Annotated in this window: 20 protein-coding genes; 7 read left to right on the forward strand and 13 right to left on the reverse strand. The window is 31.8% G+C overall.

All coding sequences use genetic code 11. The features are described 5' to 3' along the window. Positions 1-21 precede the first annotated feature (21 nt). The 9 genes from BT151_RS04140 to BT151_RS04180 form a co-directional block, all read right to left on the reverse strand. A complete protein-coding gene (locus BT151_RS04140) occupies positions 22-1,461 on the reverse strand; it encodes a TolC family protein (RefSeq protein WP_072400484.1) in 1,440 nt (479 codons plus the stop codon). Beyond that, positions 1,454-4,702 carry an efflux RND transporter permease subunit gene (locus tag BT151_RS04145; RefSeq protein WP_072400485.1) on the reverse strand — a complete coding sequence of 1,083 codons (3,249 nt, stop codon included), beginning with the start codon at positions 4,700-4,702 and terminating at the stop codon, positions 1,454-1,456. The genes BT151_RS04140 and BT151_RS04145 overlap by 8 nt, the downstream gene beginning before the upstream one ends. A gap of 25 nt (positions 4,703-4,727) precedes the next feature. Beyond that, a complete protein-coding gene (locus BT151_RS04150) occupies positions 4,728-5,810 on the reverse strand; it encodes an efflux RND transporter periplasmic adaptor subunit (protein WP_072400486.1) in 1,083 nt (360 codons plus the stop codon). 149 nt (positions 5,811-5,959) lie between these two features. Further along, positions 5,960-6,367, reverse strand: a complete 408-nt coding sequence (locus BT151_RS04155) for a hypothetical protein (RefSeq protein WP_072400487.1) — start codon at positions 6,365-6,367, stop codon at positions 5,960-5,962. A 141-nt stretch (positions 6,368-6,508) separates the two neighbouring features. Next, positions 6,509-8,659 carry a prolyl oligopeptidase family serine peptidase gene (locus tag BT151_RS04160; protein WP_072400488.1) on the reverse strand — a complete coding sequence of 717 codons (2,151 nt, stop codon included), beginning with the start codon at positions 8,657-8,659 and terminating at the stop codon, positions 6,509-6,511. A gap of 94 nt (positions 8,660-8,753) precedes the next feature. Next, a complete protein-coding gene (locus BT151_RS04165) occupies positions 8,754-9,743 on the reverse strand; it encodes an aspartate-semialdehyde dehydrogenase (protein WP_072400489.1) in 990 nt (329 codons plus the stop codon). 124 nt (positions 9,744-9,867) lie between these two features. Then, a complete protein-coding gene (mscL, locus tag BT151_RS04170; RefSeq protein ID WP_072400490.1) occupies positions 9,868-10,269 on the reverse strand; it encodes a large conductance mechanosensitive channel protein MscL in 402 nt (133 codons plus the stop codon). A 66-nt stretch (positions 10,270-10,335) separates the two neighbouring features. Next, entirely contained in the window at positions 10,336-11,442 is a 1,107-nt protein-coding gene (gene alr, locus BT151_RS04175) for an alanine racemase (RefSeq protein ID WP_072400491.1), read from the reverse strand. Beyond that, positions 11,435-12,085: a thymidine kinase gene (locus BT151_RS04180; protein ID WP_072400492.1), complete on the reverse strand. Its 651-nt coding sequence runs from the start codon at positions 12,083-12,085 to the stop codon at positions 11,435-11,437. Before BT151_RS04180 ends, alr begins: the two co-directional genes overlap by 8 nt. A gap of 107 nt (positions 12,086-12,192) precedes the next feature. Here BT151_RS04180 and BT151_RS04185 point away from each other — a divergent pair, with 107 nt between their 5' ends. Together BT151_RS04185 and rsmI are read left to right on the forward strand one after the other, a co-directional pair. After that, positions 12,193-12,936 carry a hypothetical protein gene (locus BT151_RS04185; RefSeq protein ID WP_072400493.1) on the forward strand — a complete coding sequence of 248 codons (744 nt, stop codon included), beginning with the start codon at positions 12,193-12,195 and terminating at the stop codon, positions 12,934-12,936. Further along, positions 12,936-13,607, forward strand: a complete 672-nt coding sequence (gene rsmI / locus BT151_RS04190) for a 16S rRNA (cytidine(1402)-2'-O)-methyltransferase (RefSeq protein ID WP_072400494.1) — start codon at positions 12,936-12,938, stop codon at positions 13,605-13,607. Before BT151_RS04185 ends, rsmI begins: the two co-directional genes overlap by 1 nt. 649 nt (positions 13,608-14,256) lie before the next feature. Here the strand turns inward: rsmI and BT151_RS04195 are convergent. Next, positions 14,257-14,922: a toxin-antitoxin system YwqK family antitoxin gene (locus tag BT151_RS04195; RefSeq protein ID WP_072400495.1), complete on the reverse strand. Its 666-nt coding sequence runs from the start codon at positions 14,920-14,922 to the stop codon at positions 14,257-14,259. A gap of 161 nt (positions 14,923-15,083) precedes the next feature. Continuing rightward, the gene (locus BT151_RS04200; protein WP_072400496.1) at positions 15,084-15,674 is read right to left on the reverse strand and encodes a carboxymuconolactone decarboxylase family protein; all 591 of its coding nucleotides are present in this window, start codon (positions 15,672-15,674) and stop codon (positions 15,084-15,086) included. 68 nt (positions 15,675-15,742) lie between these two features. On the opposite strand from BT151_RS04200, the gene BT151_RS04205 reads away from it, so the two are divergent. Together BT151_RS04205 and BT151_RS04210 are read left to right on the forward strand one after the other, a co-directional pair. Then, positions 15,743-16,753, forward strand: coding sequence for a dipeptide epimerase (locus BT151_RS04205; protein WP_072400497.1), 1,011 nt, complete (start codon positions 15,743-15,745; stop codon positions 16,751-16,753). A 7-nt stretch (positions 16,754-16,760) separates the two neighbouring features. Further along, positions 16,761-17,798, forward strand: coding sequence for an aminotransferase class I/II-fold pyridoxal phosphate-dependent enzyme (locus BT151_RS04210; RefSeq protein ID WP_072400498.1), 1,038 nt, complete (start codon positions 16,761-16,763; stop codon positions 17,796-17,798). 34 nt (positions 17,799-17,832) lie between these two features. On the opposite strand, the gene BT151_RS04215 is transcribed toward BT151_RS04210, so the two are convergent. Continuing rightward, entirely contained in the window at positions 17,833-19,332 is a 1,500-nt protein-coding gene (locus tag BT151_RS04215; protein ID WP_072400499.1) for a SusD/RagB family nutrient-binding outer membrane lipoprotein, read from the reverse strand. An 11-nt stretch (positions 19,333-19,343) separates the two neighbouring features. After that, positions 19,344-22,535: a SusC/RagA family TonB-linked outer membrane protein gene (locus BT151_RS04220; protein WP_072400500.1), complete on the reverse strand. Its 3,192-nt coding sequence runs from the start codon at positions 22,533-22,535 to the stop codon at positions 19,344-19,346. A 250-nt stretch (positions 22,536-22,785) separates the two neighbouring features. Here BT151_RS04220 and BT151_RS04225 point away from each other — a divergent pair, with 250 nt between their 5' ends. From BT151_RS04225 to recJ, 3 genes are all read left to right on the forward strand, one after another. Further along, positions 22,786-24,060 (forward strand): D-alanyl-D-alanine carboxypeptidase, encoded by a 1,275-nt coding sequence (locus tag BT151_RS04225; RefSeq protein ID WP_072400501.1) that lies wholly within the window; start codon positions 22,786-22,788, stop codon positions 24,058-24,060. Between the two features lie 167 nt (positions 24,061-24,227). Further along, positions 24,228-24,674: an OsmC family protein gene (locus tag BT151_RS04230; protein ID WP_072400502.1), complete on the forward strand. Its 447-nt coding sequence runs from the start codon at positions 24,228-24,230 to the stop codon at positions 24,672-24,674. A gap of 15 nt (positions 24,675-24,689) precedes the next feature. Beyond that, positions 24,690-26,378, forward strand: a complete 1,689-nt coding sequence (gene recJ, locus BT151_RS04235) for a single-stranded-DNA-specific exonuclease RecJ (RefSeq protein WP_072400503.1) — start codon at positions 24,690-24,692, stop codon at positions 26,376-26,378. The last annotated feature ends 34 nt before the right edge of the window (positions 26,379-26,412 follow it).

Consider the following 26,412-nt stretch of genomic DNA (forward strand, 5'->3'; position numbering starts at 1 on the left):
AATTTAATAAAATGGTTTGTTTTAATTCCAGCCACCACCTAAAGCTTGGTACAGTTTTACATTAGCCAATAATTGATCTCTTTTGGTTTCAATAATTTCAATTTTAGAATCTAATGCTTCTCTTTGTGTAAGCAATACTTCTGTATATTCAGCTCTTGCCGATTTAAAAAGCCTAATAGAAAGGTCAATTGACTCTGTAAGTGCTTGTACTTGTTTTTCTTTAAGAGAATAACTTTCTTTAAGGTTTTGCAAACTAGATAGTTGATTTGCTACTTCTATGTAAGCATTTAAAATTGTTTTCTCATACTCAAAAACGGCTTGAAGTTGTCTGTCATTTGCATTTTTATACTCTGCTTTAATAGCATTTCTATTAATTAATGGAGACACAACATCTCCAACTAAAGAGTAGAGTAATGATTCTGGAGTGCTTGTTAAAAATTTAGGTTTAAAAGCTTCTAACCCAACACCTGCTTTAATACCAATAGATGGATAAAAATTAGCTTTTGCAATGCTTACGTTTAATTTTGAAACAGACAGCTCTAATTCAGCTTTTCTAATATCTGGTCGATTTTCTAATAATTGTGATGGAATACCTGCATTTATAGAATCCACTTTTTTTGTTATAAAATTTTCTGAACTTCTAGTTACAGGTTGCGGATATCTACCGACTAGAAAATTTATAAAATTTTCAGTTTCTACTATTTTTTGCTGAATTTCAAATTTATTGCTTTTGTTTTTAAACACTTCAGCTTCAAAACGGCTTACTGCTAATTGCGTGGTTCTTGCAGCCTCCTTTTGAAGCTTTACCATTTTTAATGCATTTTGCTGAATCTCTAAATTCTGTTCTATTATAGCTAATTGATTATCTAAAGCCATAAGCTCATAATAAGAGCTTGTAATTTCAGAAACCAATTGTGTAACCATAAAATTCTTGCCTTCAACAGATGCCAAATATTCTAAAACAGCAGCTTTTTTTCCTTTACGTAGTTTACCCCAGATATCCAGTTCCCATGAAGCAGAAAGACCAACGGAATAATTAGCTAATGGTTCTGGAAATTCTTCTTCTTCACGAATATTTAGGGTTTTTTCTACGGCACCATTTCGGGTAAATTCACCTACTTTTTCTACTTCGGCACCAGCATATATACCAACAAAAGGCAAATATTCTCCTTTTTTTGCTTTTATCTCGTTTTTGACCATATCAACATGCTGTAACATAATATTAAGCTCTTGATTGTTAATTAAAGCAGCATCTATTAATGCTACTAAATTAGGATCTGAAAAAAAGTCTTTCCATTTTACAGATACCGTATTAGTAGTGTCTGCAGATTGGTTTTGATATTCATTAGGAACCGTTTTGTTTTCTTCTCTTATATTCTTAGTTGATACACAAGAATATAGTGATAGTATTGTAATAATGCTAGCAAAACAGAGCTTTCTGATTTTTTTATATTTATTCATCTTTGTTTCTTTTACTAAGTTTTTTAAACAGATTTTTTAATTTGTTTATTTGAGCAGTATTGGCCGTAGTTTGATTTTCTTTTTCACTATTTCGAATAAACTCTTCTGAAAGCGGTTCGCTAGCTTCATCTTTAATAAGACTTCTTCCTTCTGCCATTTTTGCAAAAATGTAGTAAAGTCCTGGGATAATTAAAACCCCAAAAAGAGTTCCAATAAGCATACCTCCTAAGGAAGAACCGCCAATGGTTCTATTGCCAATAGCCCCAGCTCCAGTTGCCATAACTAAAGGAATTAACCCAGCGATAAAGGCAAAGGACGTCATTAAAATTGGTCTAAAACGAGCTCTAGAACCTCCAATAGCTGCTTCTAAAATTGTAGCACCTTGCCTTTGTTTTTGCACGGCGAATTCAACAATTAATACGGCATTTTTACCTAATAAACCAACTAGCATAATCACACCAATTTGTGCATATACATCATTGGCTAATCCCATAGCTTTTAATAGGAAAAAAGATCCAAAAACACCAACAGGAAGAGACAATATTACTGCAAATGGTAAAAGAAAACTTTCGTATTGTGCTGCAAGAACAAAATAAACAAAGATTAATACGACTATAAAAATGTATAATGATTCATTACCTCTACTAGCTTCATCAAAAGACAATCCTTCCCAAGCAATATCGTAACCTCTTGGTAACTGTTTTGCTGCAACTTCTTTTATTGCATTAATAGCATCACCACTTGTAAAACCTTCAGCAGGCAAACCTCTTATTGATGCCGAATTGTAAAGATTGTATCTAGTAATTTCATTAGGACCTAATTTCTTTTCAATACTCATAAAAGCAGAATAAGGGACCATTTCTCCTTCTTCATTTTTAACATAAAGCTTTTCAAGATCTGATGGTAACCTTCTGTATTCTGGTCCAGCTTGTGTATATACTTTAAAGAACCTGCCAAAACGAATAAATCCTTGTTCGTATGTACTACCAATTAAAATGTTTAGGTTTTCCATTGCTTTACTAATGGTAACACCCTTTTGCATGGCAATTTTGTTATTTATTTTTAACTCATATTGTGGATAATTTGCAGAAAAGAAGGTGAATAATCCTGTAAGTTCTTTTCGTTTAGATAGGGCATCCATGAAATCACTATTAATTTTTTCAAAATGATGGTAATCCGTTGAGTTTGTTTTATCTAATAAACGCATAGCAAACCCTCCAGAAGATCCAAAACCAGGAACTGCCGGTGGTTCAAAATATTCTATAACTGCACCCAAATCTTTGGTTTCTTCTTCAAGTTCTTCCATGATTTCGTGTACCGAATGATGACGTTTCGACCAAGGTTTTAAGTTGATTAAACACGTACCAGCGTTAGAGCCTCGACCTTCGGTCATGATTTCGTAACCAGCTAAAGACGATACGGATTCTACACCTTCGGTTTCCTCACAAATTTTTTGAAGTTTTTTAGCCACTTCATTAGTGCGTTCTAAAGTAGCTCCGGGTGGTGTTTGGATGATGGCATAAATCATTCCTTGGTCTTCATTAGGTATAAAACCAGCTGGAAGCACTTTATTGGTAACAAAGATGCCGACACAAAAAGCAATTAAAATTCCAAAAGTGACAATTCTTCTAGCTACAATTTTATTAAGAATTGCAACGTATTTTCCTGTAAGTCTTTCAAAACCTTTATTAAACCAATTTATAAAACGATCTATAAGCGATTTTTTAGTTTTTCCGTGGTTGTTTTTAAGCAACATGGCGCATAAAACAGGTGTTAATGTTAATGCTACAATTGCTGAAATAACAATAGCTCCTGCCATGGTTATTGAGAACTGGCGGTAGAAAACTCCAACAGGACCAGTCATAAAAGAAATTGGAATAAAAACAGAAACCATAACTAAAGTAATGGCAACAATAGCACCTCCAATCTCACCTAAAACTTCATATGAAGCTTTGTAAGGTGTTAGGTTTTCTTCTTCCATTTTAACATGAACAGCTTCTACTACAACAATAGCATTGTCTACTACAATACCAATGGCTAGCACTAATGCAAATAGTGTAATTAAGTTAATTGAAAGTCCAAATAGTTGCATAACAAAAAAGGCTCCAATTAACGACACAGGTACTGCTATAATAGGAATTAAAGTAGAACGCCAATCCCCTAAAAATAAAAATACTACAACAGCTACCAGAATAAAAGCGTCTCTAAGTGTGTGTAATACTTGTTCTATTGATGCATCTAAGAAATTGGACACATCATAACTAATTTGAAAATCTACATTTGGTGGTAATTCAACTTCTAATTCGGCTAATTTTTCTTTTACAGCTTTAATAACGTCGTTACCATTACTTCCAAAGGTTTGCTTTAAAACGATAGACGCTGAAGGTTTTCCATCTAGATTAGAATAGATATCAAAAAATTCACTTCCTAAATTTACATCAGCAATATCTTTTAATTGAATAATTTCGCCTTCTTTATTGGCACGAATTATAATCTCTTTATATTGGTCAGGTTCGTTATATCTGTTTTGATAAGTTAATACATATTCTAAAGATTGTGAAGTCATACCAGAACTTCTTCCTAATCGTCCAGGTCTAGCAAGAATACTTTGTTCTTCCATGGCCTCTAAAACTTCTTCTGCCGAAATATTATAAGCTCTCATTCGGTCTGGTTTTAACCAGATTCTCATTGCATATTTTCTGCTTCCTAATATTTTAGCACTTGCAATCCCTTTTATACGTTGAATTTCAGGGATAATTTTAGTGTAAGCATAGTTATATAGAAACTTTTCATCATTGTTTTTATCTGTGCTAGAAAGGTTAACGTACATTAACATACTAGGCTGAATAGGAGTAATAACAACACCTTCACGCTGTACCAGTTCAGGCAATAAAGGCATCACTTGATCTACACGTGTTTTAACCCTAACCACTGCTTCATTAGGATCTGTACCAGGGTCAAAAATAACGCGAACGGTTGCTTCACCGGCACTCGTAGCATCAGAAGCAATATATCGCATACCTTGAACACCATTTATGGCAGTTTCTAAAGGAATTAATGTTGAATTAACCAATACCTCTGAACTAGAACCTGGATATGCTATAAAAATATTTACAGTAGTAGGTGCTATTTGTGGAAATTGAGATATAGGTAATTGCTTTATGGCAAGCCCGCCTATAAATACGATTATGACCGAAATGACAATCGCCAAAACGGGTCTTTTTATAAATTGTTTAAACATGTCTTTTGTAGATTAAATTCTAAAATTATTCAGCGTATAGGTCTAACTCAGACAACACTTTATTAGGTTCTAAAAACTTCGTGTGTATTTCTTCATTATTTTTTACCATTCTAATACCTTCTAGTAAAATAGTATCGTTTTCAGAAAGTCCTTTATCCACTATATATAGGTGAGGTAATTCGCCACCAATAGTAATTTCTTTTTGTTTTACTACATGGTCTTTACCTACTACAAAAACATATGTTTTATCTAAAATTTCAAAAGTTGCTTTTTGAGGTATTATAATAACATCTTTAAATGGCACAGTCATTAATATGCTTCCTGTTTCGCCATGTCTTAAAATGCCATCGGGGTTTTGAAAGGTTGCTCTAAAGGCAATGTTGCCAGTTTCGCTATTAAAATCGCCTTCAATGGTTTCAACAATTCCTTTTTGGTTAAAACGTTTGTTGTTTGCCATTAATAGTTCTACTTCCTTTTTAGTGTCTTTATCAGCACTGGTTATATAATCTAAATACTCAGTTTCTGGCACATTGAAGTAAACCCACATTTTACTATTATCAGAGAGTGTAGTTAATAATTCGCCTTCATCTAAAAGACTTCCTTCTCTTGCTTCTAAATGGTCCATAATACCATCAAAAGGTGCTTTTATTTTTGTAAATCCTAAATGTGTTTCGGCTAGAGCAACTTCAGCAGTTGCTTTTTCATAATTTGCATTTGCTAGAGCTAATTCATTTTCTGATACCACATTTCCTTCCGCTAAAAGCTTAGTGTTTTTTAACTCAATTTCAGCAGATTTAGATTCTGCTTTTGCCTTTTGTAATTCTGCTTGATAAATATTTGGCATGATTTGGAACATCGCCTGCCCCTTTTTTACGTGTTGTCCTTCATCAACAGATATGTGCTCTAAATATCCTTTTTCAAGAGCTCTTAATTCTATATGTCTGATGGAGTGAATTTGACTTACATAGTCTTTGGTTATTGTGGTGTCTTTTTTAACTGGATTAGTAACAAGAAACGCTATTTGTTCTTTCTTTTCTTCTTTTTTAGTTTCGCAACTAGTGTGTAATAGACATGCGAATAAACCCATGAAAATGAAGTTTTTTTTCATAATTTTTTGTTTAAAAATAAATTGGTAGAATAAAAATATATTTGGTGCAAGTCAGTACCAATGGATGGATGACTAGCTAAATTCTTTAATAAAAAAGGGGTGAAAATTAGTAAACCGAATGTTAATCGTGGTTTATAATAGCAAATTTATCAGATTATAAAAACCTCTAACCTAAGGTGAAGTCTTGTTGAATACTGATTAAAACCATTTCTTTTACGGAGAGAATTTTTTTGTAATTGAAATGATAAAACATTAAATATTTGTGCTTCAAAAAAGGCAGCTATGTAACTGCCAAAAGGAATAATATTGTTTTTAGAAATAGATTCTTCGTTTTCTGTATTTTCAATTTCGACAATATCAAAAAACAATTTGTTTTCTTCTTGTTGCTGAATTGGATTATAAGAAGGCGTTTCTAAATTTTCATTAATTGAAATTTGACTAGTATTTAAAAAGTAATCATCACAATGTTCTGCAATAGAATTTGCATATAGGTTTGAAGCTCCTGTTAAAAACAAGATTACTATTAATGATAAATATTTTTTGAAAATTTTGGTCATTTCGGCCGTAAAACTATAGCAATTGGGCAATACTACCAAAAGTTAAGAGAGCTTTTTAACTTTTTTTAAGAAGAAATATTATTTATATAAATAAAAGACCGGTCAAATAAATAAAGCTTAAAAAAATCAAAAATTATTATTTTAATCTTTAAATTCTTTAGTTTTTATAGGCAAAACCTCAAAACCCATGTTATAAAGCGTAAAACCAAAAATATCGGCATATTGCTCAATAGTTTTACTTACAGGTGTTCCTGCGCCATGACCTGCATCGGTTTCAATTCGAATTAAAGTGGGATTATTACCTGTTTGTTTACTTTGTAATTCGGCAGCAAACTTAAAACTATGTGCCGGAACAACTCTATCGTCATGATCGCCAGTGGTTACTAATGTTGCCGGGTATTGTACTCCAGGTTTCACATTATGAACTGGGGAATATGCTTTTAAATATTCAAACATGTCTTTATCATCTTCGGCAGTTCCATAATCGTAAGCCCAACCAGCACCTGAAGTAAATGTGTGGTAACGTAACATATCTAAAACTCCAACTGCTGGTAATGCTACTTTTGCTAAATCTGGACGCTGCGTCATGACCGCGCCAACTAATAAACCTCCGTTAGATCCACCTCTTAAAGCTAAATAATCTGATGAGGTGTATTTATTTGCTATTAGATATTCGCCTGCTGCAATAAAATCATCAAACACATTTTGTTTTTGCATTTTTGTTCCTGCATCATGCCATGCTTTTCCATATTCCCCACCACCACGAAGATTAGGTACAGCTAAAATACCACCTTGTTCCATCCAAACCGCATTTGTAATACTAAAACTAGGAGTTAAGCTAATATTAAATCCGCCATAAGCATATAAAATAGTAGGGTTTTTTCCGTTTAATTCTAATCCTTTTTTATGAGTAATCATAATAGGAACTTTTGTTCCATCTTTTGATTTGTAGAATACCTGATTACTTTCATATTCATCACTATTGAATTCAATTGATGGTTTCCAGTATAGTTCAGATTTACCAGAATCTACATTAAATTTATAAATACTAGAGGGTGTATTGTAGTTTGTAAAGTAAAAATAATCTGTTTTTTCTTCTTTTTTGCTACCAAAACCACTTGCTGTTCCTAAACCAGGAAGCTTTATATCTCTAACAAACGAACCATCATAATTATATTGTTTAACTTTTGAAATAGCATCAACCATATAATGTGCAAAGAAATAACCACCGCCTGTTGAAGGGGTTAAAACTTGATTGGTTTCTGGTATAACATCAACCCAATTATCTGGTGTTGGATTTGAAGCATCAACCGAAACCACTTTTTTATTAGGTGCGTTTAAATTGGTAACAAGAAACAATTTACTGCCTACGTTTTCAAGAATGTAGGTGTCGCTATCGGTGTTGTCTAAAATTGTAATTAAAGGACTATTTGGAATGGATAAGTCTTTTATATAAATCTTGTTTCCAGAGGTTGAAACGCGAGGAGTAATGACTAAATATTTATCATCTTCTGTTACACCTCCATAAATGTAACGGTGTTTTTGTTCAGGTGTTCCACCAAAAATTAAAGTATCTTCTTTTTGTGGTGTTCCTAATTTATGGTAATAAACTTTATGTTGATCTGTTTTAGCCGAAAGTTCACTTCCTTTTGGTTTGTCGTAACTAGAATAATAAAAGCCTTCATTTTTATACCATGAAATCTGAGTGAATTTCACATCAATGAGTGTGTCTTCTATAATTTCTTTAGTTTCAGCATTCATTATTAAAATTTTCCTCCAATCGCTTCCACCTTCAGAAATAGAATACGCTAAAGTTTTTCCATCTTTAGAAAAACTCATTCCGCCAAGTGATATGGTGCCATCATCTGAAAAAGTATTCGGATCTAAAAAAACTTCAGCATCTCCATCGCCTTTTTTTCTGTAATATACATTCTGGTCTTGCAACCCATCATTTTTAGAGAAATAGGTGTAATCGCCTTCTATAAAAGGGGCGCCAACTTTTTCGTAGTTCCATAAACTAGAAAGGCGCTCTTTTAATTCATCTCTAAAAGGGATATTATCTAAATAATTGTAAGTAGCCTTATTTTGTGCTTTAACCCAAGCTTCGGTATCTTTACTTCTATCATCTTCTAGCCAGCGATATGGATCTTTTACTTCGGTGCCAAAAAAAGTATTAATTGTATCTACGGTTCTAGTTTGGGGATAATTCACTGTAATTCTATTTGATTTTGGGTTTTCTTCTTTGCAAGCCATAAAAATAATTAGACTTAATAAAGTGATAATTTTTTTCATTATTAAAGAATTTTGAATCCTCCAAAAATAAACAAAAAAGCTCCTTCATTTTAATGAAGAAGCTTAAAGTTTAATGGTTTAGTTGATAAAAGTATTACACCAAACGATGTTCGATTAAATATTCTGCAATTTGAATAGTATTTGTTGCAGCTCCTTTACGAAGGTTGTCGGCAACAATCCACATATTTAATGTATTTGGTTGAGTTTCGTCTCTTCTAATTCTACCCACAAACACCTCATCTTTATTATGCGCATAAATTGGCATTGGGTAAGTATTCGTATCTGTATTATCTTGCACAACAACCCCTGGAGTTTGACTTAATAATTTCCGAATATCGGCGACATTAAAATCATTTTCAAACTCAACATTTACAGATTCTGAATGTCCACCAGCAGTAGGAATTCTAACAGCAGTTGCAGATACTGAAAATGTACGATCATTCATTATTTTTTGAGGTTCTCTAGCTAATTTCATTTCCTCTTTTGTGTATCCATTTTCCTCAAACACATCACAATGTGGTAATGCATTTCTACCAATAGGATAAGGGTAAGCCATTTCTCCTTCTATTCCAGCAATTTCATTTTCTAACTGTCTTACAGCTTTCACACCTGTTCCAGAAACGGATTGGTATGTAGAAACTACAACACGTTTCATTTTATATTTTTTATGAAGCGGCGCTAAAGCCATAACCAATTGTATAGTAGAGCAATTTGGGTTAGCTATAATTTTGTCTTCTTTTGTTAATTCGTGAGCATTAATTTCTGGAACGACTAATTTCTTAGTAGGATCCATTCTCCATGCCGAAGAATTATCAACAACCGTAGTACCAACTTCTGCAAATTTAGGGGCCCATTCTAATGAGGTTTCTCCTCCTGCCGAAAATAAAGCAATATCAGGACGCATAGAAATAGCGGTTTCTAAACCAACCACTTTAAAATCTTTTCCTTTATAAGTTATTGTTTTTCCAATAGATCTTTCTGAAGCTACAGGAATTAATTCTGTAACAGGAAAATTACGTTCTTCAAGAACTTTTAGCATCACTTCACCAACCATACCAGTGGCACCAACAACAGCTACTTTCATTTTTTATTATTTAAAAATTTTAAGAAGACAAAACTAAGTATTTTGAATATAAAAAAAGCCCTCATTTTGTAAAACGAAGGCTTTTTAACAACAAATAACACGAAGTTATTTATTTAACAAAATGTTATTTTTTCAACAAGTCTCTAATTTCAGCAAGTAAGTCTTCTTGAGAAGGTCCTGCAGGAGCAGCTGGAGCTGGTTCTTCTTTCTTTTTCATACTATTAACACCTTTAATAACCATAAACATTACTAAAGCAACAATAATAAAGTCAATAATATTGGTTAAGAAGTCTCCCCAAAGTACTGCAACTTCACCTACTTTTTCACCAGCATCATTCAAAGCACCTTCTGTTATTATCCATTTTTGTTCTTTAAAGTCAGACTTGAAGATTAATCCAATTAAGGGTGAAACAATTCCACCAGTAAATGAGCTTACTACTTTGTTAAAAGCAGCACCCATTACAAAAGCAACAGCAATGTCTACAAGGTTGCCCTTCATTGCAAATTCTTTAAACTCTTTAAGCATAATTTTAAATTTATAGTTAGTGAGTTACTAAAATAGTTAAAAATTTTAACATTTTTTGAAAATTCTTTACTTTAAATATGTTCGCTTAACACGTTGAGAAATGGCTGTTATAATTTCGTATGAAATGGTTTTAGCGGTTTCGGCAAGATTTTCGGCGGTATTGTTGGTTCCAAAAACAATAACTTCGTCCCCTTCTTTACAATCAATATTTGTGATGTTTACCATAATCATATCCATGCAAACATTTCCAAGTATTGGTGCTTTTTGCCCATTTATAGTAACAAAGCCTTTTCCATTACCATATTGTCTGCCAATACCATCGGCGTGACCAATTGGTAATGTTGCCGTTTTTAAAAAAGCATCACTTTTAAAAACACGATTATAACCAACAGATTCACCTTTTTTTATTTCATGAATTTGAGAAATAATGGTTTTTAAAGTACCAATAGGTTTAAAATTTTTATTTTCTTTTTCAGAATTTCCAAAACCATATAAACCAATACCACTTCTTACCATATCAAAATGAGCTTCAGGATAGTTTAAAACACCAGAAGTATTACAAATATGAAACATGGGTCTATAGCCAATACATTTTGTGAAATTACCAGCTATTGTTTCAAAGTTTTTTATTTGATTTTTGGTGAATATTTTTTCATCTAAATCTTCACTTGCAGCTAAATGCGAAAAGATTGATTTCACTTTTATAGCTTCAGTTTCTTTTAATTTTGATGCGATAAAATCAACATCATTTTCTCCAAAACCTAATCTATTTAAACCCGTATTAAATTTTAAGTGAACAGGATAATTGGTTTGTTTTTCTGCAGAAGCGATTTCAATAAATTCATTTAAAATTTTAGCATTATACAAGCTTGGTTCTAGACAGTGTTTTATTAATTTTTTAAAATTCACAGCCTGCGGATGTAATACTAATATAGGTTTCGTAATTCCAGCATTTCTTAGTGTAATACCTTCATTAATATATGCCACAGCAAAATAATCAACATCTAGATTTTGAAGATAATTAGCTATTTCAACAGCATCACTTCCATATGCAAAAGCTTTAACAACAGCTAAAAATTTTGTTTCGCTTTTAAATTTTGATTTAAGGTATTCGAAATTATGTTGGAGTGCTTTTAAGTCAATTTCAAGCACGGTTTCTTGTGCTTTAGGCATTGGAATCTTTAGGTTTTGATGGAGGAATTTCTTGAGCATCATTAACCTTCATGTTTCTAACTTTATCGCGCATCATAGCTTTATAATATGCAGCTCTACTTAAGGGCTCGTATTCATCAACCTCACCTAAAAGCACAAGGTTATCGCTTTTAGCTTTTCGGTAACTATATTGTGCTAAATTACCAGTTCTTGTACAAACTGCATGCACTTTGGTAACATATTCTGCAGTTGCCATTAGAGCTGGCATTGGTCCAAAAGGGTTTCCTTTAAAATCCATATCTAAACCAGCAACAATAACGCGTACGCCTTTATTTGCTAAATCGTTACAAATACGTACAATTTCATCATCAAAAAATTGGGCTTCATCAATACCCACAACATCACAACCATCTGCCAAAATTGGAATATTTGCAGCGGCAGGAACTGGTGTGGACCGAATTTCATTAGAGTCATGAGAAACTACCATTTCTTCATCATAACGCACATCAATGGCAGGTTTAAAAATCTCTACTTTTTGTCTAGCAAATTGAGCACGTTTCAATCTTCGGATTAATTCTTCGGTTTTTCCAGAAAACATGGAACCACAGATAACTTCAATCCATCCAAATTGTTCTTTATGATTTACTGTATTTTCAAGAAACATTTCGTAAATTTAACACTAAAATAAGGCGATTATTCGTTTGTATAAAGGTGGCGTAAATTTACTAAAAAACAAAAGCCTAAATAGCAATAATTTAAAAATTATAAATAATGAAGAAGAAGTTAGAGTCGGAACTCATTAGTATAGCACATAGAATTCTAAAACTGAGAGGAAAAGAAGATGTTGTTAAAATGCATGCTGAGGTGACTGAGTTATACGAGAAGCTATCTGTATTAAAATTTGCTCATGAAAATTCTGAAGGCGATATACCAACTATAGGTAGTGATTCTTCTTTTTTTGGCATGTTAGACGAGGCATTTAATAATAAAATAAGTGATACTATTGAGGTGGAAGACAAGATTTATATTAATCTAGACGATGTTGAAAATGATGAAATCATGGAGCCAGTAATGAACAAGATTAAAGATATGGTATCTCATATGCCAGAAGATATTGAAGAAATTGATACTGTTTTTGAAGAAGCCATTCCTACAAAAAAATATAATAAGTTTGATTTTGATGATATTACTGCAGGATTTGAAGATACTCCAATTTTCGAACCTGTTGCAAAAGGAAAAAATGGTGTGTCAAACGAAAAAAAATCATTAAACGAAAAGCTTAAAATTGGAGGTTTTAATATTGGATTAAATGATAAAATAGCTTTTATAAAGCATTTATTTGATGGGGAAAGTGAAGACTATAACCGTGTATTGTCTCAATTAAATACATTGGAATCTTTTGAAGATGCTAAACGATTTATTGAAAATATGGTTAAGCCAGATTATAACAATTGGGTTGATAAAGAAGAGTTTGAAGATCGTTTTTTGCAAATTATAGAAAGTAAATTTAATTAATGAGCAAACTCTATTTGGTGCCAACACCCATTGGAAATTTAAAAGACATCACTTTTAGAGCTATTGAGGTTTTAAAAGATGTCGATTTAATTCTTGCTGAAGATACACGTACTTCGGGCAAACTATTAAAATATTTTGAAATTTCAACCCATATGGTATCTCATCATATGCATAATGAGCATAAAACGGTTGAAAATATTATTCAAAAATTAAAAAGTGGTATAACTATAGCTTTAATTAGTGATGCGGGAACACCAGCGATTTCAGATCCTGGCTTTTTACTAACTCGTGCTTGTGTTGAAAATAATATTGAAGTAGATTGTTTACCTGGCGCAACTGCTTTTGTTCCAGCATTAGTAAACTCTGGTTTACCAAACGATAAGTTTGTGTTTGAAGGTTTTTTACCTGTTAAAAAAGGAAGACAAACGCGTTTATTACTTTTGGCTGAAGAAACTAGAACTATTATTTTTTACGAAAGCCCACATAAATTAGTAAAAACCTTAGGACATTTTTGCGAGTATTTTGGAGAAGATAGGCAAGTTTCGGTATCTAGAGAACTCACTAAAATGTTTGAAGAAACCATTCGAGGGACAGCAAAAGAAGTTTTAGATTATTATACTAATAAACCACCAAAAGGAGAGATTGTTATTTGTGTTGCAGGGAAGAAGTGATGGTGTTAAAAACCCACCTGTTCCAGAAAAAGGGTTATACATTAAAACACTTCTAATATTGTAACCAATTTTTCATCAAAGAACATCAATAGTATAATAAAAACTAAAATGACAGGGAGAATTACCCAAAACACTATCAATTTTAAACATTTATATAGATATTTTCCTTTGAATTTTGATAGTATATTAATGTTGATAGCCTCCATAACATCTAATTAAATAAATTTTTATCATTTAGAGGTTTCTTCCAATTTAAAATGAAATTTCTCATTGTGTTTTTTTCAAAACTTTCAATCTCTTTTAGAGTTGTATCAGGGTGAAGTTTTTTGTGCTGCTATAGCCTAATTAGTTTTACTAAGACCAATTATAAAACTACATAATGCCCATATTATTAAATATGTTTCCATGATTTATAATAAGAACTCACATCGTTTGCAATATTAAACTTGTCTTGTTGCTATTTTTATTTATCATATCTATCACTCTGCTAAAAATAAAACAATAAACCTCACCATTTTTGGTGAGGTTTAAATAAATATAAAATAATAAAAGGTATTAAATTTATAAGACTTTCATTAATTAAAAATACTCATAAACTTTTAAAGATTTAATTTTTTTATCTAATCGGATATTTTATATTAAATAACCTTTATTCTCTATCAATCTCATTTATACTAACATCTAAAGTTCCATCATTATTATATAATTTTTCAGCCTTAAAGTCATCATAGTTAGATGAAATTTCTTCAGAAAGTAATTTACCATCTTTAAATTCTTGAGTAATACTTTTATTATCTTTTGTATACATTTTAGATATCAGATCACCGGTTTCGCTGAAAACTGATGATGAAATAACTTTTTCATTCTTTATGCTAGATTCTGAACGTACTTGACCACCTTCATAATATTCAATAACTTTTCCATAAAGCTCCCCTCTATTATAAGCAGAAAATTTCTTTAGCTTTCCAGAAATATAATATAACAAATCTTCACCATGAAGTACCCCGTTATGATACTTGGAATGAGTGTATTTTTCACCATTGTTGTGATATACAATATAGTCATTATTTAAAACGCCTTGTTTTACATAAAATTCTTCCCATTTTTTTGATTCGTCACCTATTACATAATAACCATCCATAACATTTCTGGAAATATTGTCTCTATATATACTTATGCCTTTATGGAAATCAATAAAGTAAGAGTTTCGTGGAATTAATTTAATTCCTTCATTGGTTGCTTTGTTATTACAATTAAAAAAACTTAATAACGTGCAAAATAGCAGTGCTTTAATAGCAATTGTAGGTGTTTTCATAATTTATTGGTATATTTGGTTGGGTTGAATTTAGTGATAATCGATTAAAAAGCAACACTTTATGAAAATAAACCAGACTTTTTACTAGTTTCGCCTTGTTTTGTAGGTTTTTTTATACAAAAAACACCGATGAACGGTTTTCAAGGTTTAATTCTAACAATTTAAACATGCTTCCCTTTATTCCAGCCATGTTTCTCTAAGTATTGATTTCCACTTTTAACTGCTCTATTTTCAATGGAAGTTCCCATGCTATCGTTCCATCTATTCAAATAACCAAACAGAGAAATGACACCAAGCATTTCAACAATTTCGCCTTCATCCCAATATTGGTTTAAACGGTTTTTTATGATTTCATCAACTGCATTTGGTACTTGAGAAGCAGCTAAACTAAAATCTAAAGCAGCACGTTCAGATTCATTAAAAGCAGAATGTGTACGGTATTCCCATATATTGTCTAATTGTTCTTGTTCTGCGCCATAGCGTTCTGCAGCTCTAATGGCATGTGCTTGACAATATCTACAACCCGTTGCGTTACTTGAAACCCAGGCAATCATTCGTTTTAAGGCCGATGTTACTCTGCCTTCATTAGCCATAACGGCCTTGTTTAAATTAATAAACGCTTTACTTATTGCTGGGCGACGTTGCATGGTTAATACCGAGTTTGGACAAAAACCCAAGGTTTCATTAAAGAATTCTGCAAGTTCTTTGGTTTCTAAATCGTAATCTGCAGATAATGGCGTAACAAGTGGCATAAATTTAAAAATTCGTTAAAATCAAAGATATAATTTTATTAACTTTCATCAATTATATATAGGTATTTATGCAAGTAATTCTAAGATCATTCAATTTAAAATTAAAACATACATTTTCAATATCTAGAGAGTCATATGATGAGCAACCAACATTAATTGTAGAATTAAAAGATGGTGATTTTTCTGGGTTTGGAGAAGCTACATCTAACCCATATTATGGTATCACAGTTAAAAAAATGATGGATGCCATATTAGATATTAAAACTTTAATTGAAGCGACTTTAAATAGTACTCCTGAGGAATTTTGGAAACAAATGTATCCTTATTTAAAGCATAATATGTTTGCATTATGCGCTTTAGATTTAGCCTATAATGATTTGTATGCTCGAAAAAAAGGTAAAAAGTTATATGAACTCTGGAACTACGACGTTTCAAACAATCCATTAACCAATTACACTATAGGAATAGATTCTATCGATAAAATGGTTTCTAAAATGAATGAGTTACCATGGCCAATTTATAAAATAAAGCTAGGTACTAAAGAAGATATTAAAATTGTTACTGAGTTAAGAAACCATACAAATGCGATTTTTAGAATTGATGCCAATTGTGGATGGACGGTTGATGAAACTATTAAAAACGCAATAGTTTTAAAAGAACTTGGAGTTGAATTTTTAGAACAACCATTAAAAGCAGATGATTGGAATGGGCATAAAGAAGTGTTTAAAAAATCTGTACTACCTGTAATAGCAGACGAAAGTTGTCAAGTTGAATCAGATGTTGACAAATGTTATAAACATTTTCATGGGATTAATGTTAAGCTTGTTAAGTGCGGTGGTTTAACTTCTGCAAGACGTATGTTAACGCATGCTAAAAAACTAAAGATGAAAACGATGGTTGGTTGTATGACGGAATCATCAGTAGGTATTTCGGCAATTGCACACTTGTTACCGCTTTTAGATTTCGTAGATATGGATGGTGCTTTATTATTGTCCAAAGATATTGCCACAGGTATTACTCTTAAAAATGGCGTTACAGAATATAGTGGTTTAAACGGAACAGGCGTTTCTTTAATTTAACGCAAATATGATTGTTGAACATTTCCCAGATAGAACAATAAAAGTAGAAGGAAAAACATATTTATATTTTGGAGGGACTGCTTACTTAGGTCTTCCAACACATAAACTTTTTCAAAAAAAACTAATACAAAGCATTACTAAGTGGGGTTCGTTTTATGGGAGTTCTAGAAGCTCAAATATTAAATTATCAATTTTTAATAAAGCTGAAGAATTTTTTGCAAAACAAATAGGAGCTGAAGCATCTCTTACCACATCGTCTGGGACATTGGCAGGGAAATTAGTTTTGGATTGTTTGTCTAAAACTAATGCTATTTTTTATCACTATCCTAAAACACATCCAGCAATTTTAGGAACTAATAGTTCTCCTTTATTTATTAAAGGAAAGCTACATCCAAACCTGTTAAATGATAATAAAGAAAATATTGTTATAACAGCAGATGCTGTTTTGGCGTTAGAAGTGGAGCCTACATCATTTAGTTTTTTGGAACAGATTTCTAAACAAAAAAATATAACATTGCTGTTAGATGAATCTCATAGTTTAGGAATTGTTGGAAAGGAAGCAAAGGGTCTTTTTAATACTATTTCTAACAAATATTTAGTAAGAAAAATAATGGTATCTTCTTTAGGCAAGGCTTTGGGGCTATCAGGAGGAATTATTGCTTCAGATAAAGATTTTATTGAATCTATGAAAAGCGAAACACTTTTTGTTTCATCATCTTGTGCAAATCCTGGGTACTTGGAGGCATACTTGCAATCTCAAAGTTTAATTAAGGAACAACAGCAAAAACTTAAAGAAAATTTAGACTTTTTGTTTAATGAGTTAAATTCAGAATCAACACTTAAATTCAATAAAAACTACCCCGTTATTTATTGTGAAAATGAAAATATTTATGACTATTTATTTGAACATAAAATCATTATATCAAATTTTAAATATCCAAACTATAAAGGGTTGATGAGTAGAATAGTTGTTACAGCAAACCATACAAAGTCTGATTTACAAATGTTGCAGAATGTTTTAAATAAAAAAAAGGATGCTAAATAAAAAGCATCCTTTTTTATTTTTAATTACCTATAGTTTATTGAAATAGCCAAATATCTGTTACGCTACTGCTTTCATCATATGGGATATTGGTATTTGTATCGGTTTCTGAGGTTGGATAAATACATTTAGTAAACCATTGTCCTACGTATTCATCATCGGGTTGTTGCAACCTTAAATCTAATCCTTTAAATACATCAGAAGAAAAATCATATCTACGGAAATCACTATAAGTTTCTGTATTATGAATGTTAGCGATATACTTTTCTCTCATAATATTATGTAATTGTAAATTGGATTGACCCACATCTACTGATGAATCAGCTAAATAATCGGATCCATCTACACCTAATTTATCTATATTAGCCTGAATGCCTTCTAAATAAGCGTTATACCCACTTGCAGTAGTGCCAGAGCTAGTAGTGGTGCCTCCATTTACTAAAAATTCAGCTTCAGCTTTTATAAACATAGCTTCAGAATAACTTAAAAAGAATAATGGAGAATTGCTACTGGTATGAAAGCCGCCATCTTTATAATAAACGTTTCCAGATTCTCCGTCTGATGATTCTCCATCACCACCACTCATAAAACCTCTCCAAGGGTCTGTGTCAGGAGCAGGAATACCAACTCCTGTTTCTTTAACAAACATGGAAGTAAGACGAGGATCTTCTGTAATTGAGCCAGCAAATGGGTATTGTTTACCATTCATTAAGCTTATTAATTGATCATTAATAGCATAGTAAAAGTTAGACGTACTCCTCTGCACCACATTTGTAATATAGTAAGGGTTGTTTTTGTCATCGGGATAATCTAATTGAAAATCATCATCATTAGAAGTAAAGCCTTTGTTAATTGAAGACAAAACATCTGACGCTGTTGTGCCACCGTTTTTCATCATTTTTAGCTGCATTCTTGCTTTATAGGTGTATGCAGCTTTCAACCATTGGTTAAATGCATCATTTCCACCTCCATATATAACATCTTCATTTCCTAACATGAAACCCGATGAATCTGGAGCTTCTAAAATAGCAATAGCCTCATTTAATAAGTCAAAGGCTTGGTTGTATACGGTTTGTCCATCATCTAAAGTTGGATATTGATAATTAACTGGATCGCTAGCTTGAGAATATGATACATCTCCCCAACATTCCACGGCAAAACTTATATTAATAGCTTCTAACATTTTTATTACAGCTCCATAATGTAGCGCCCCATTTTCAGCAGCTTTAGCTTCTAAGACTTTAATATTTGGCAATATATCAGTGTAAATTACATTCCATGTAGTTGCATTTGAGGTTAAACCACTAGCACCATAACCATATTCACCAAAATTTTGAACATAATTACTAAATACTATAGCAGCATAATAATTGGCTATTACAGTATTTCTCATAGCTGGACCCATGAGGTCCTTCATTCCTAAGGCGCTTTCCTCTTGAGCTCCAGATGGTGTATTTACATCTAAGTAATTATCACAACCTATAGCTAGAAAAATAGCTGTAAAAATGAGTGTTAAGTTTATTATATTTTTTTTCATATTTTTTTATTTTAAAATTTGAATGAAACACCAAATGAATACGATTCGGCTAAAGGTATACTTCTTCCAGTAAACCCATTAATATTACTTCCTGCACTATAGTCGCTTCCTTCAGGATCATATCCATCAAAAGGTGTCCAAATTAAAATATTATTAGCGCTAGCACTAATAGTAATATTATCAATATGTTTACTGAAAAAATCACCATCTAGAGTGTAAGAAAGACCTATGTTTCTTAGTTTAATCCATGAAGCATCTTGTAGTAGTACTTCTGCATTTCTTCTCCAATATGTTGTTGAATTAAATAGATTGTATAGTGCTGATGAAGTTGGAGAGGTGTCTACTTCTTGAGTATTTGGAATATATGATCCAGCATTATTGGGGTCTTCCATAACTCCATCAAAAACATATGTATCATTTTCTCTAAATTGTAATGTGTATGCAGAACTTCCCATTCTATTATTAATATAGCTTGTCCAAGAATACTTGTCTCCTCCTTTTTTCCACTCAAATAAGAAGTTTAAATTAAAGCCTTTCCACTTAATTGTATTTCCAAACCCCATGGTGAAGTCTTCTATTGAATTTCCAACAATTACCTTATCGTCAAAATTTGTTGTTGGTAAACCATCACTGTCAAGAATTAGTTCTCCACTTTCAGTCCTGTTTGAAAGGTATCCATAAATAGCGCCAATACGATCTCCTTCTTTTGGTTGGAGGTATAACCTTGCTCCAGTGGGATCAGGATCTGGTGTTAGGAAATCAATATAGGGAACATCATCTGGTAGATCGGTAACCTCACCATCATTTGTTGAATATGTATAGTTTATGGTGTAAGTAAAGTTTTTAGTCCTGATGATATCTCCACTCAATAATAATTCGTGTCCGTCTGTTGTGTAGGTTCCAGCATTTCTTAATAAAGATGTAAAACCTGAAGTTGGTGGTGTATTTACAGGGAAAATAGCATCTGTTACTTTGTTTTTAAAATAGGCATAATCTATACGGAAGCGGTTATTAAGAAATCTAAGGTCTGTACCAAGTTCCCAACCTTTCGTTCTTTCAGGTAATAAATTATCATCACTTGACCTATCATCCAATTCATATCCACCTACTCCGTTCCAAGGAAAACCACTGGCAGGTGAAAAATAAGGTCTGCCACTTAACCCAAATCCTGTGCCATTACCTGCTTCAGCATAAGCTATTCTTATTTTTCCAAAAGAGAAAACAGTATTCTCTTTTGAAAATAAACTGTGAACATCATAAGCTAAACTAGCAGAAGGGTAAAAAACAGAATTATTTTTTAGAGGCAATGTTGATAACCAATCGTTTCTTCCTGTGAAAGTTAAGAACAGTTTGTTATATAAATCTACCTTAAGTTCTCCAAAAACACCTATTTCTCGTAGTGTGACAATATCATTTGATACTGCAAAACCGCCTTGTGTATTACTGATATGGTTTACACGCGGAAACAATAAATTTTCACCATATTGTCTGTTAGATTCCGACTGTCTATCAGAAATTTGATTACCTAAAAGTAAAGATGTATGTATATCTTTTGTGAAATTATGAGTAAAATTGATTAAGAAATTAGATTCTAAACCTGTAAAATTAATGGTTTGATTAACTATAAAACCATTTTCACCAGAACCCTCATCAAGGTCTGGTGCTACAAATCGACTAAAAACGGAACTGTAGTTATCTATTTGAGCGGAATAGTTTATACTTATCCATTCTTTTGGTGTCCAAATAAAATTACCACTTGCAATCCAACGATTAGAATCTTCTGTTAAAGAACTAAAATCTGCATTATACAAAGGGTTATCAATAAACCCTGGATAAGGATTTCTTCTAGAACCATCTGAATTTAGATAATCAGAGATTGGATAAGCAGGTGTCCAGTAACCTAATGCACTCATTATAGATTTGTCGCCACCAGTTGGTTTTCGAGAATCTGATTTTGAATAAGTTAAAGAGGTGTTTATCCTAAATGTATTTGTTGCCTGATAACCAGAATTCACTCTTAATGTTGTTTTCCCATAATCAGTGCCAGGAATAATACCTTCTTCTTTAGTGTCGGACACAGATGCATAATAATTAAACTTATCAGACGCTCCAGAAATATTGAAATTTATATTTTTATCAATTCCGGTTTTAAAGGTGTCTTCGAAAGGGTTATATGCACGATCATTTGTTAAATCTACAGTTGTGCCATCATATTCAAAACTATCATCAGTGTATCTTACACCCCAAGAATAGGGTCCATTACCGCTACCAACTCCTGTTAAAGTATAGCCGTCATCTGATTCTGGCGTATAAAGTCTATATGGTCTTCCATATCTTCCTTCTCTAAAAACATATTGTAAATCAGGTGTTTGTTTTACTTGACTTGTGGAGATAGAACTAGAAATATTAATTGAGGGTTTTCCTTCTTTCCCCTTTTTAGTAGTGATAATAATTGCTCCGTTTGCAGCTCTAATACCATATAATGCAGTTGCTGCAGCTCCTTTTAATATATTATAAGATTCTATATCATCAGGGTTTAAGTCATTTGATTTAGATGTGGCAGAATATTTTTCACTACTAAGTACCCATGCATTTTCACTGCTACCGGTCAAACTAGGAACAAAAGCATCATTGCTAATAGCAACACCATCAACTACAATTAATGGCTGGCTACTTACAGAGGGATTCATTGAGGATAGTCCTCTAATAGTGATATCAAATCCACTTCCAACAGACCCCGAAGTTTTGGAAATCTTTAAACCTGCTACTTGACCTTGTAGGGATGAAATAGCATTGCTTTTTCCAGCAGTATTAACATCCTCTGCTTTAACCATTGTAGCAGAATACCCCAGTTCTTTCTCATTTCTTTTAATACCAAAAGCAGTCACAACTACTTCGTCTAGTGTTCCAGCATCTATTTCTAAATTTACATTTAGTGAAGGACCAGTTATAGCAACCTCTTGAGATTTAAATCCTAAAAACGAAAAAATCAAGATATCACCTTCCTTTGCAGAAATTTTATAGTTTCCATCAAAATCGGTTGAGGTTCCATTACTTGTTTCTTTAACTTGAATATTTACACCAGGTAGCGGAATACTTGAAGCATCCATAACTTTCCCGCTAACAATTATGCTTTGGGAAAATAATAAACTAAATGCGGTTGTAAAAAAAACAAGTAAAGAGAGGGTTGTTTTTTTCTTCATATGAATTAATTTTGAGTTAATAGTTACTCAAATATATTGTTTTTTTACTGTTTTTTAATATTTTTTGCATTATTAATCATTTTATCTCCTTTTTGTAAATAATATCTAACAATTATGTTAAAATATATAATATTTAAGAGAATTGTTTAATTTTAAAACTAAATATAAAACATGTTATTATAAAAGATTTTATTGTTTATTAATATTTAATAACTAGATACTTAACCTTAATTATTATTAGAATAAAGCTATGTCTGTTTTTGTAAAAAAATCACTCTTATTTGTATTAATATTCTCTTTTTTATATAGTTGTAAATCAACTTATATTAATAAAAATATTACAAGAAAAATTGAAACAAGTTTTTATAATGATCAATTTACAGGCGTCTTAGTTTTTAATCCTAAAACAAACGACACCGTTTTTAAGTATAATGCTAACAAGTATTTTATTCCAGCAAGTAATACTAAAATATTTACACTTTACACTGCTTTACAATTTTTACCTAACCAAATTCCAGCATTTAAATATACTTTAGAGAATGATAAAATAACAATTCAAGGAACAGGAGATCCTACTTTTCTTCACACCTTTTTTAATGATAGCACAGCTTTAAAAATGGCTAGAAATTATAAGAATGTCAATATAGTTTTTAATAATTTAGAAGATGATAAGTTTGGACCAGGTTGGGCGTGGGAAGATTATGATGCTTATTTTAGTCCAGAACGAAGTAGTTTTCCTATATATGGAAATGTTTTAACAATTAATGGGAAAGATAGCTTGCAAAGTATTCCAAAAATTCTAAAACAAAGCATAAAATATACCGAAACCTCCAAAAGAAGAAATTATAACGAGAATATCTTTTTTTACAATTTAAAGAAACAAGACACAATTGAAATACCAATGGTAATTGATACATTGTTTATAAAAAAACTATGGCAAGATGTCTTGCCGGGAAAAATATCGATATCTAATTACATAGGAAAAAAAATGGAGCACATTGCATATAGTGTTCCTTCAGATTCTTTATATAAAAGAATGATGGAAGTGAGCGATAATTTTTTAGCCGAACAAATACTAATTCTAGCTTCATCTACAATGTCTGATACTTTAAACTCAAATAAAGTAAGAGAATATATTTTAAATAATCAGTTAAAAGATTTGAAACAGAAACCACGTTGGGTTGATGGCTCTGGTTTGAGCAGATATAATTTATTTGCCCCCATATCTTTTGTTCAAGTACTCACAAAATTATACAATGAAATTCCAAGAGACCGGTTGTTTAATTTGTTTCCTATTGGAGGTGAAACAGGGACGTTAAAAAAATATTATTCAGGCATTTCAAAACCATATATTTATGCGAAATCTGGAACAATTGGTAACAATTATTCTTTAAGTGGTTATTTAATCACAAACTCTGGAGAAACACTAGTTTTTAGTTTTATGAACAATCATTATCTAAAACCATCCGTTGAAGTAAAAAAAAGAATGCAATCTGTTTTTGAATGGCTAAGGGATAACTATTAAAAACAAAGTTAGACTTGCAAAATTCACTTAATATTTTTTGTAAAATTCAAATAGATAAACAGAGTAATAGAAAGTAAAATTATATAAATGTATGTTTATAACATAGTTGATTTAAGTTTAGATATATTATTTTTGATAATCACAAAAACAAAAAATAATTCACAAAAATGACAAATCATATTACCACAACTTGGTTGGGAGACATGAAGTTTGAGAGCACAAACCCATCAGGTCACAATTTATTTATTGAAGCAGGGGAAGAAAACGGAGGAAAAGGAGAAGGCTATCGCCCAAAAGCTTTAATGTTATCGAGTTTAGCAGGTTGTTCGGGTTTAGATGTGGCTTCATTAATTAAAAAAATGAAATTAGAAGTTGAAAATTTTAAAATTGAAATTGAAGCAAATTTAACAGAAGAGCATCCAAAACATTATGATAAAGTTGCTATGCATTTTCATTTTCACGGAAATAATTTAAATGAAAAAAAACTTCAAAAAGCTGTGGATTTATCGGTTGAAAAATATTGTGGCGTTATGGAAATGTTTCGTCAGTTTGCAGAACTAAAAATTGAAACTCATTTTCATAGAACAAAGGTGGATTTTTTTCCTGTTCAGTAGAGATAAAAAAACCATATGCGTTGGACTTTAAAGCCAAAACCAGACACTAAAAAAGTAGAAGCTTTACAAAAAGCTCTTCAAGTCGATAAAACTGTAGCAACCTTATTGTTGCAAAGGGGTATTGAAACTTATGAAGATGCTAAGCGTTTTTTTAGGCCAAGTTTAGATCATTTGCACAATCCATTCTTAATGAAAGATATGGATAAAGCGGTATTGCGTATTGAGAAAGCCATTACTAATAATGAGAATATTTTGGTTTTTGGTGATTATGATGTAGATGGTACAACATCGGTGGCTTTAATGTCATCTTATTTAAAAACTAGAACCAATAATATTGCCACTTATATTCCAGATCGTTACGATGAGGGTTACGGCATTTCATATCAAGGAATTGATTTTGCTCAAGATAATGATTTCACACTTATTATTGCTTTGGATTGTGGTATAAAAGCAATAGATAAAGTTACATATGCGAAGGAAAAAGGAGTTGATTTTATCATTTGTGACCACCATAGACCTGGTAAAAATATTCCCGAAGCTATTGCTGTTTTAGATCCAAAACAAGAAGATTGCGAATACCCATATAAAGAACTTTGTGGTTGTGGAGTTGGCTTTAAACTTATTCAAGCATTAGCATCTAAAGAAGGAAAAACAGTTGAAGATTTAGTAGAATATTTAGATTTGGTAGCTACTGCTATAGGTGCAGATATTGTTCCTATTACAGGAGAAAATAGAGTTTTAGCATATTTCGGACTTCAAGTTATAAATCACAATCCACGAATTGGAATAGCGGCACTTATTGCTCAAATAAAGAAACAGGAATTATCCATTACCGATGTGGTTTTTATTATTGCACCAAGAATTAATGCTGCGGGACGTATGAAACATGGTAATCATGCAGTGACACTTTTAACAGAAAAGAACCCAGATTTAGCACAACAATATGCTGCCGAAATAGAAACATTTAATACAGATAGACGAGAAGCAGATAAACAAATTACAATAGAAGCTCTTGAGCAAATTGAAGAACTAAAGGAACAGAAGCGCTTTACAACAGTTGTTTATAATGAAAATTGGCATAAAGGCGTTATTGGCATTGTGGCTTCAAGACTAACAGAAACGCATTACAGACCAACTTTAGTTTTTACAAAAAGCGGAGAAAAACTTGCAGCATCAGCACGTTCTGTTTCTGGATTTGATGTTTATAATGCTTTGGAAGCTTGTAGCGAACATATTGAACAGTTTGGTGGACACAAATATGCGGCTGGATTAACGCTTAAAGAAGAAAGTTACGAAGCATTCAAGCAAGCTTTTGAAGATGAAGTTTGCAAAACTATTGATAGAAGTTTATTAATTCCCGAAATTAAAATTGATTGGAAAATCGATTTAGAAGAGATTACTCCTAAATTCTACCGAATTTTAAAACAGTTTGAGCCTTATGGTCCAGGAAATATGTCTCCGGTTTTTATGACGGATAATTTAATAGATACAGGTTACGGGAAGTGTGTTGGAGAAGATAAAACACATTTAAGGCTAACAGTTAAACAACCTAAATCAAACTCTTTTGTTTGTATTGGTTTTAGTATGGGAAATAAAATTGATGTTATTTCTGAGAAAAAGACATTTCAAGCAGTGTATTCAATTGATGAAAACGAATGGCAAGGAAATGTAAGTTTACAACTTAAACTAAGAGATTTAAAATAAAGCAATTTATTATTTAGAATAATTCTAAATAATA

The organism is Flaviramulus basaltis, from assembly GCF_900114265.1.
GTDB classification, from domain to species: domain Bacteria; phylum Bacteroidota; class Bacteroidia; order Flavobacteriales; family Flavobacteriaceae; genus Flaviramulus; species Flaviramulus basaltis.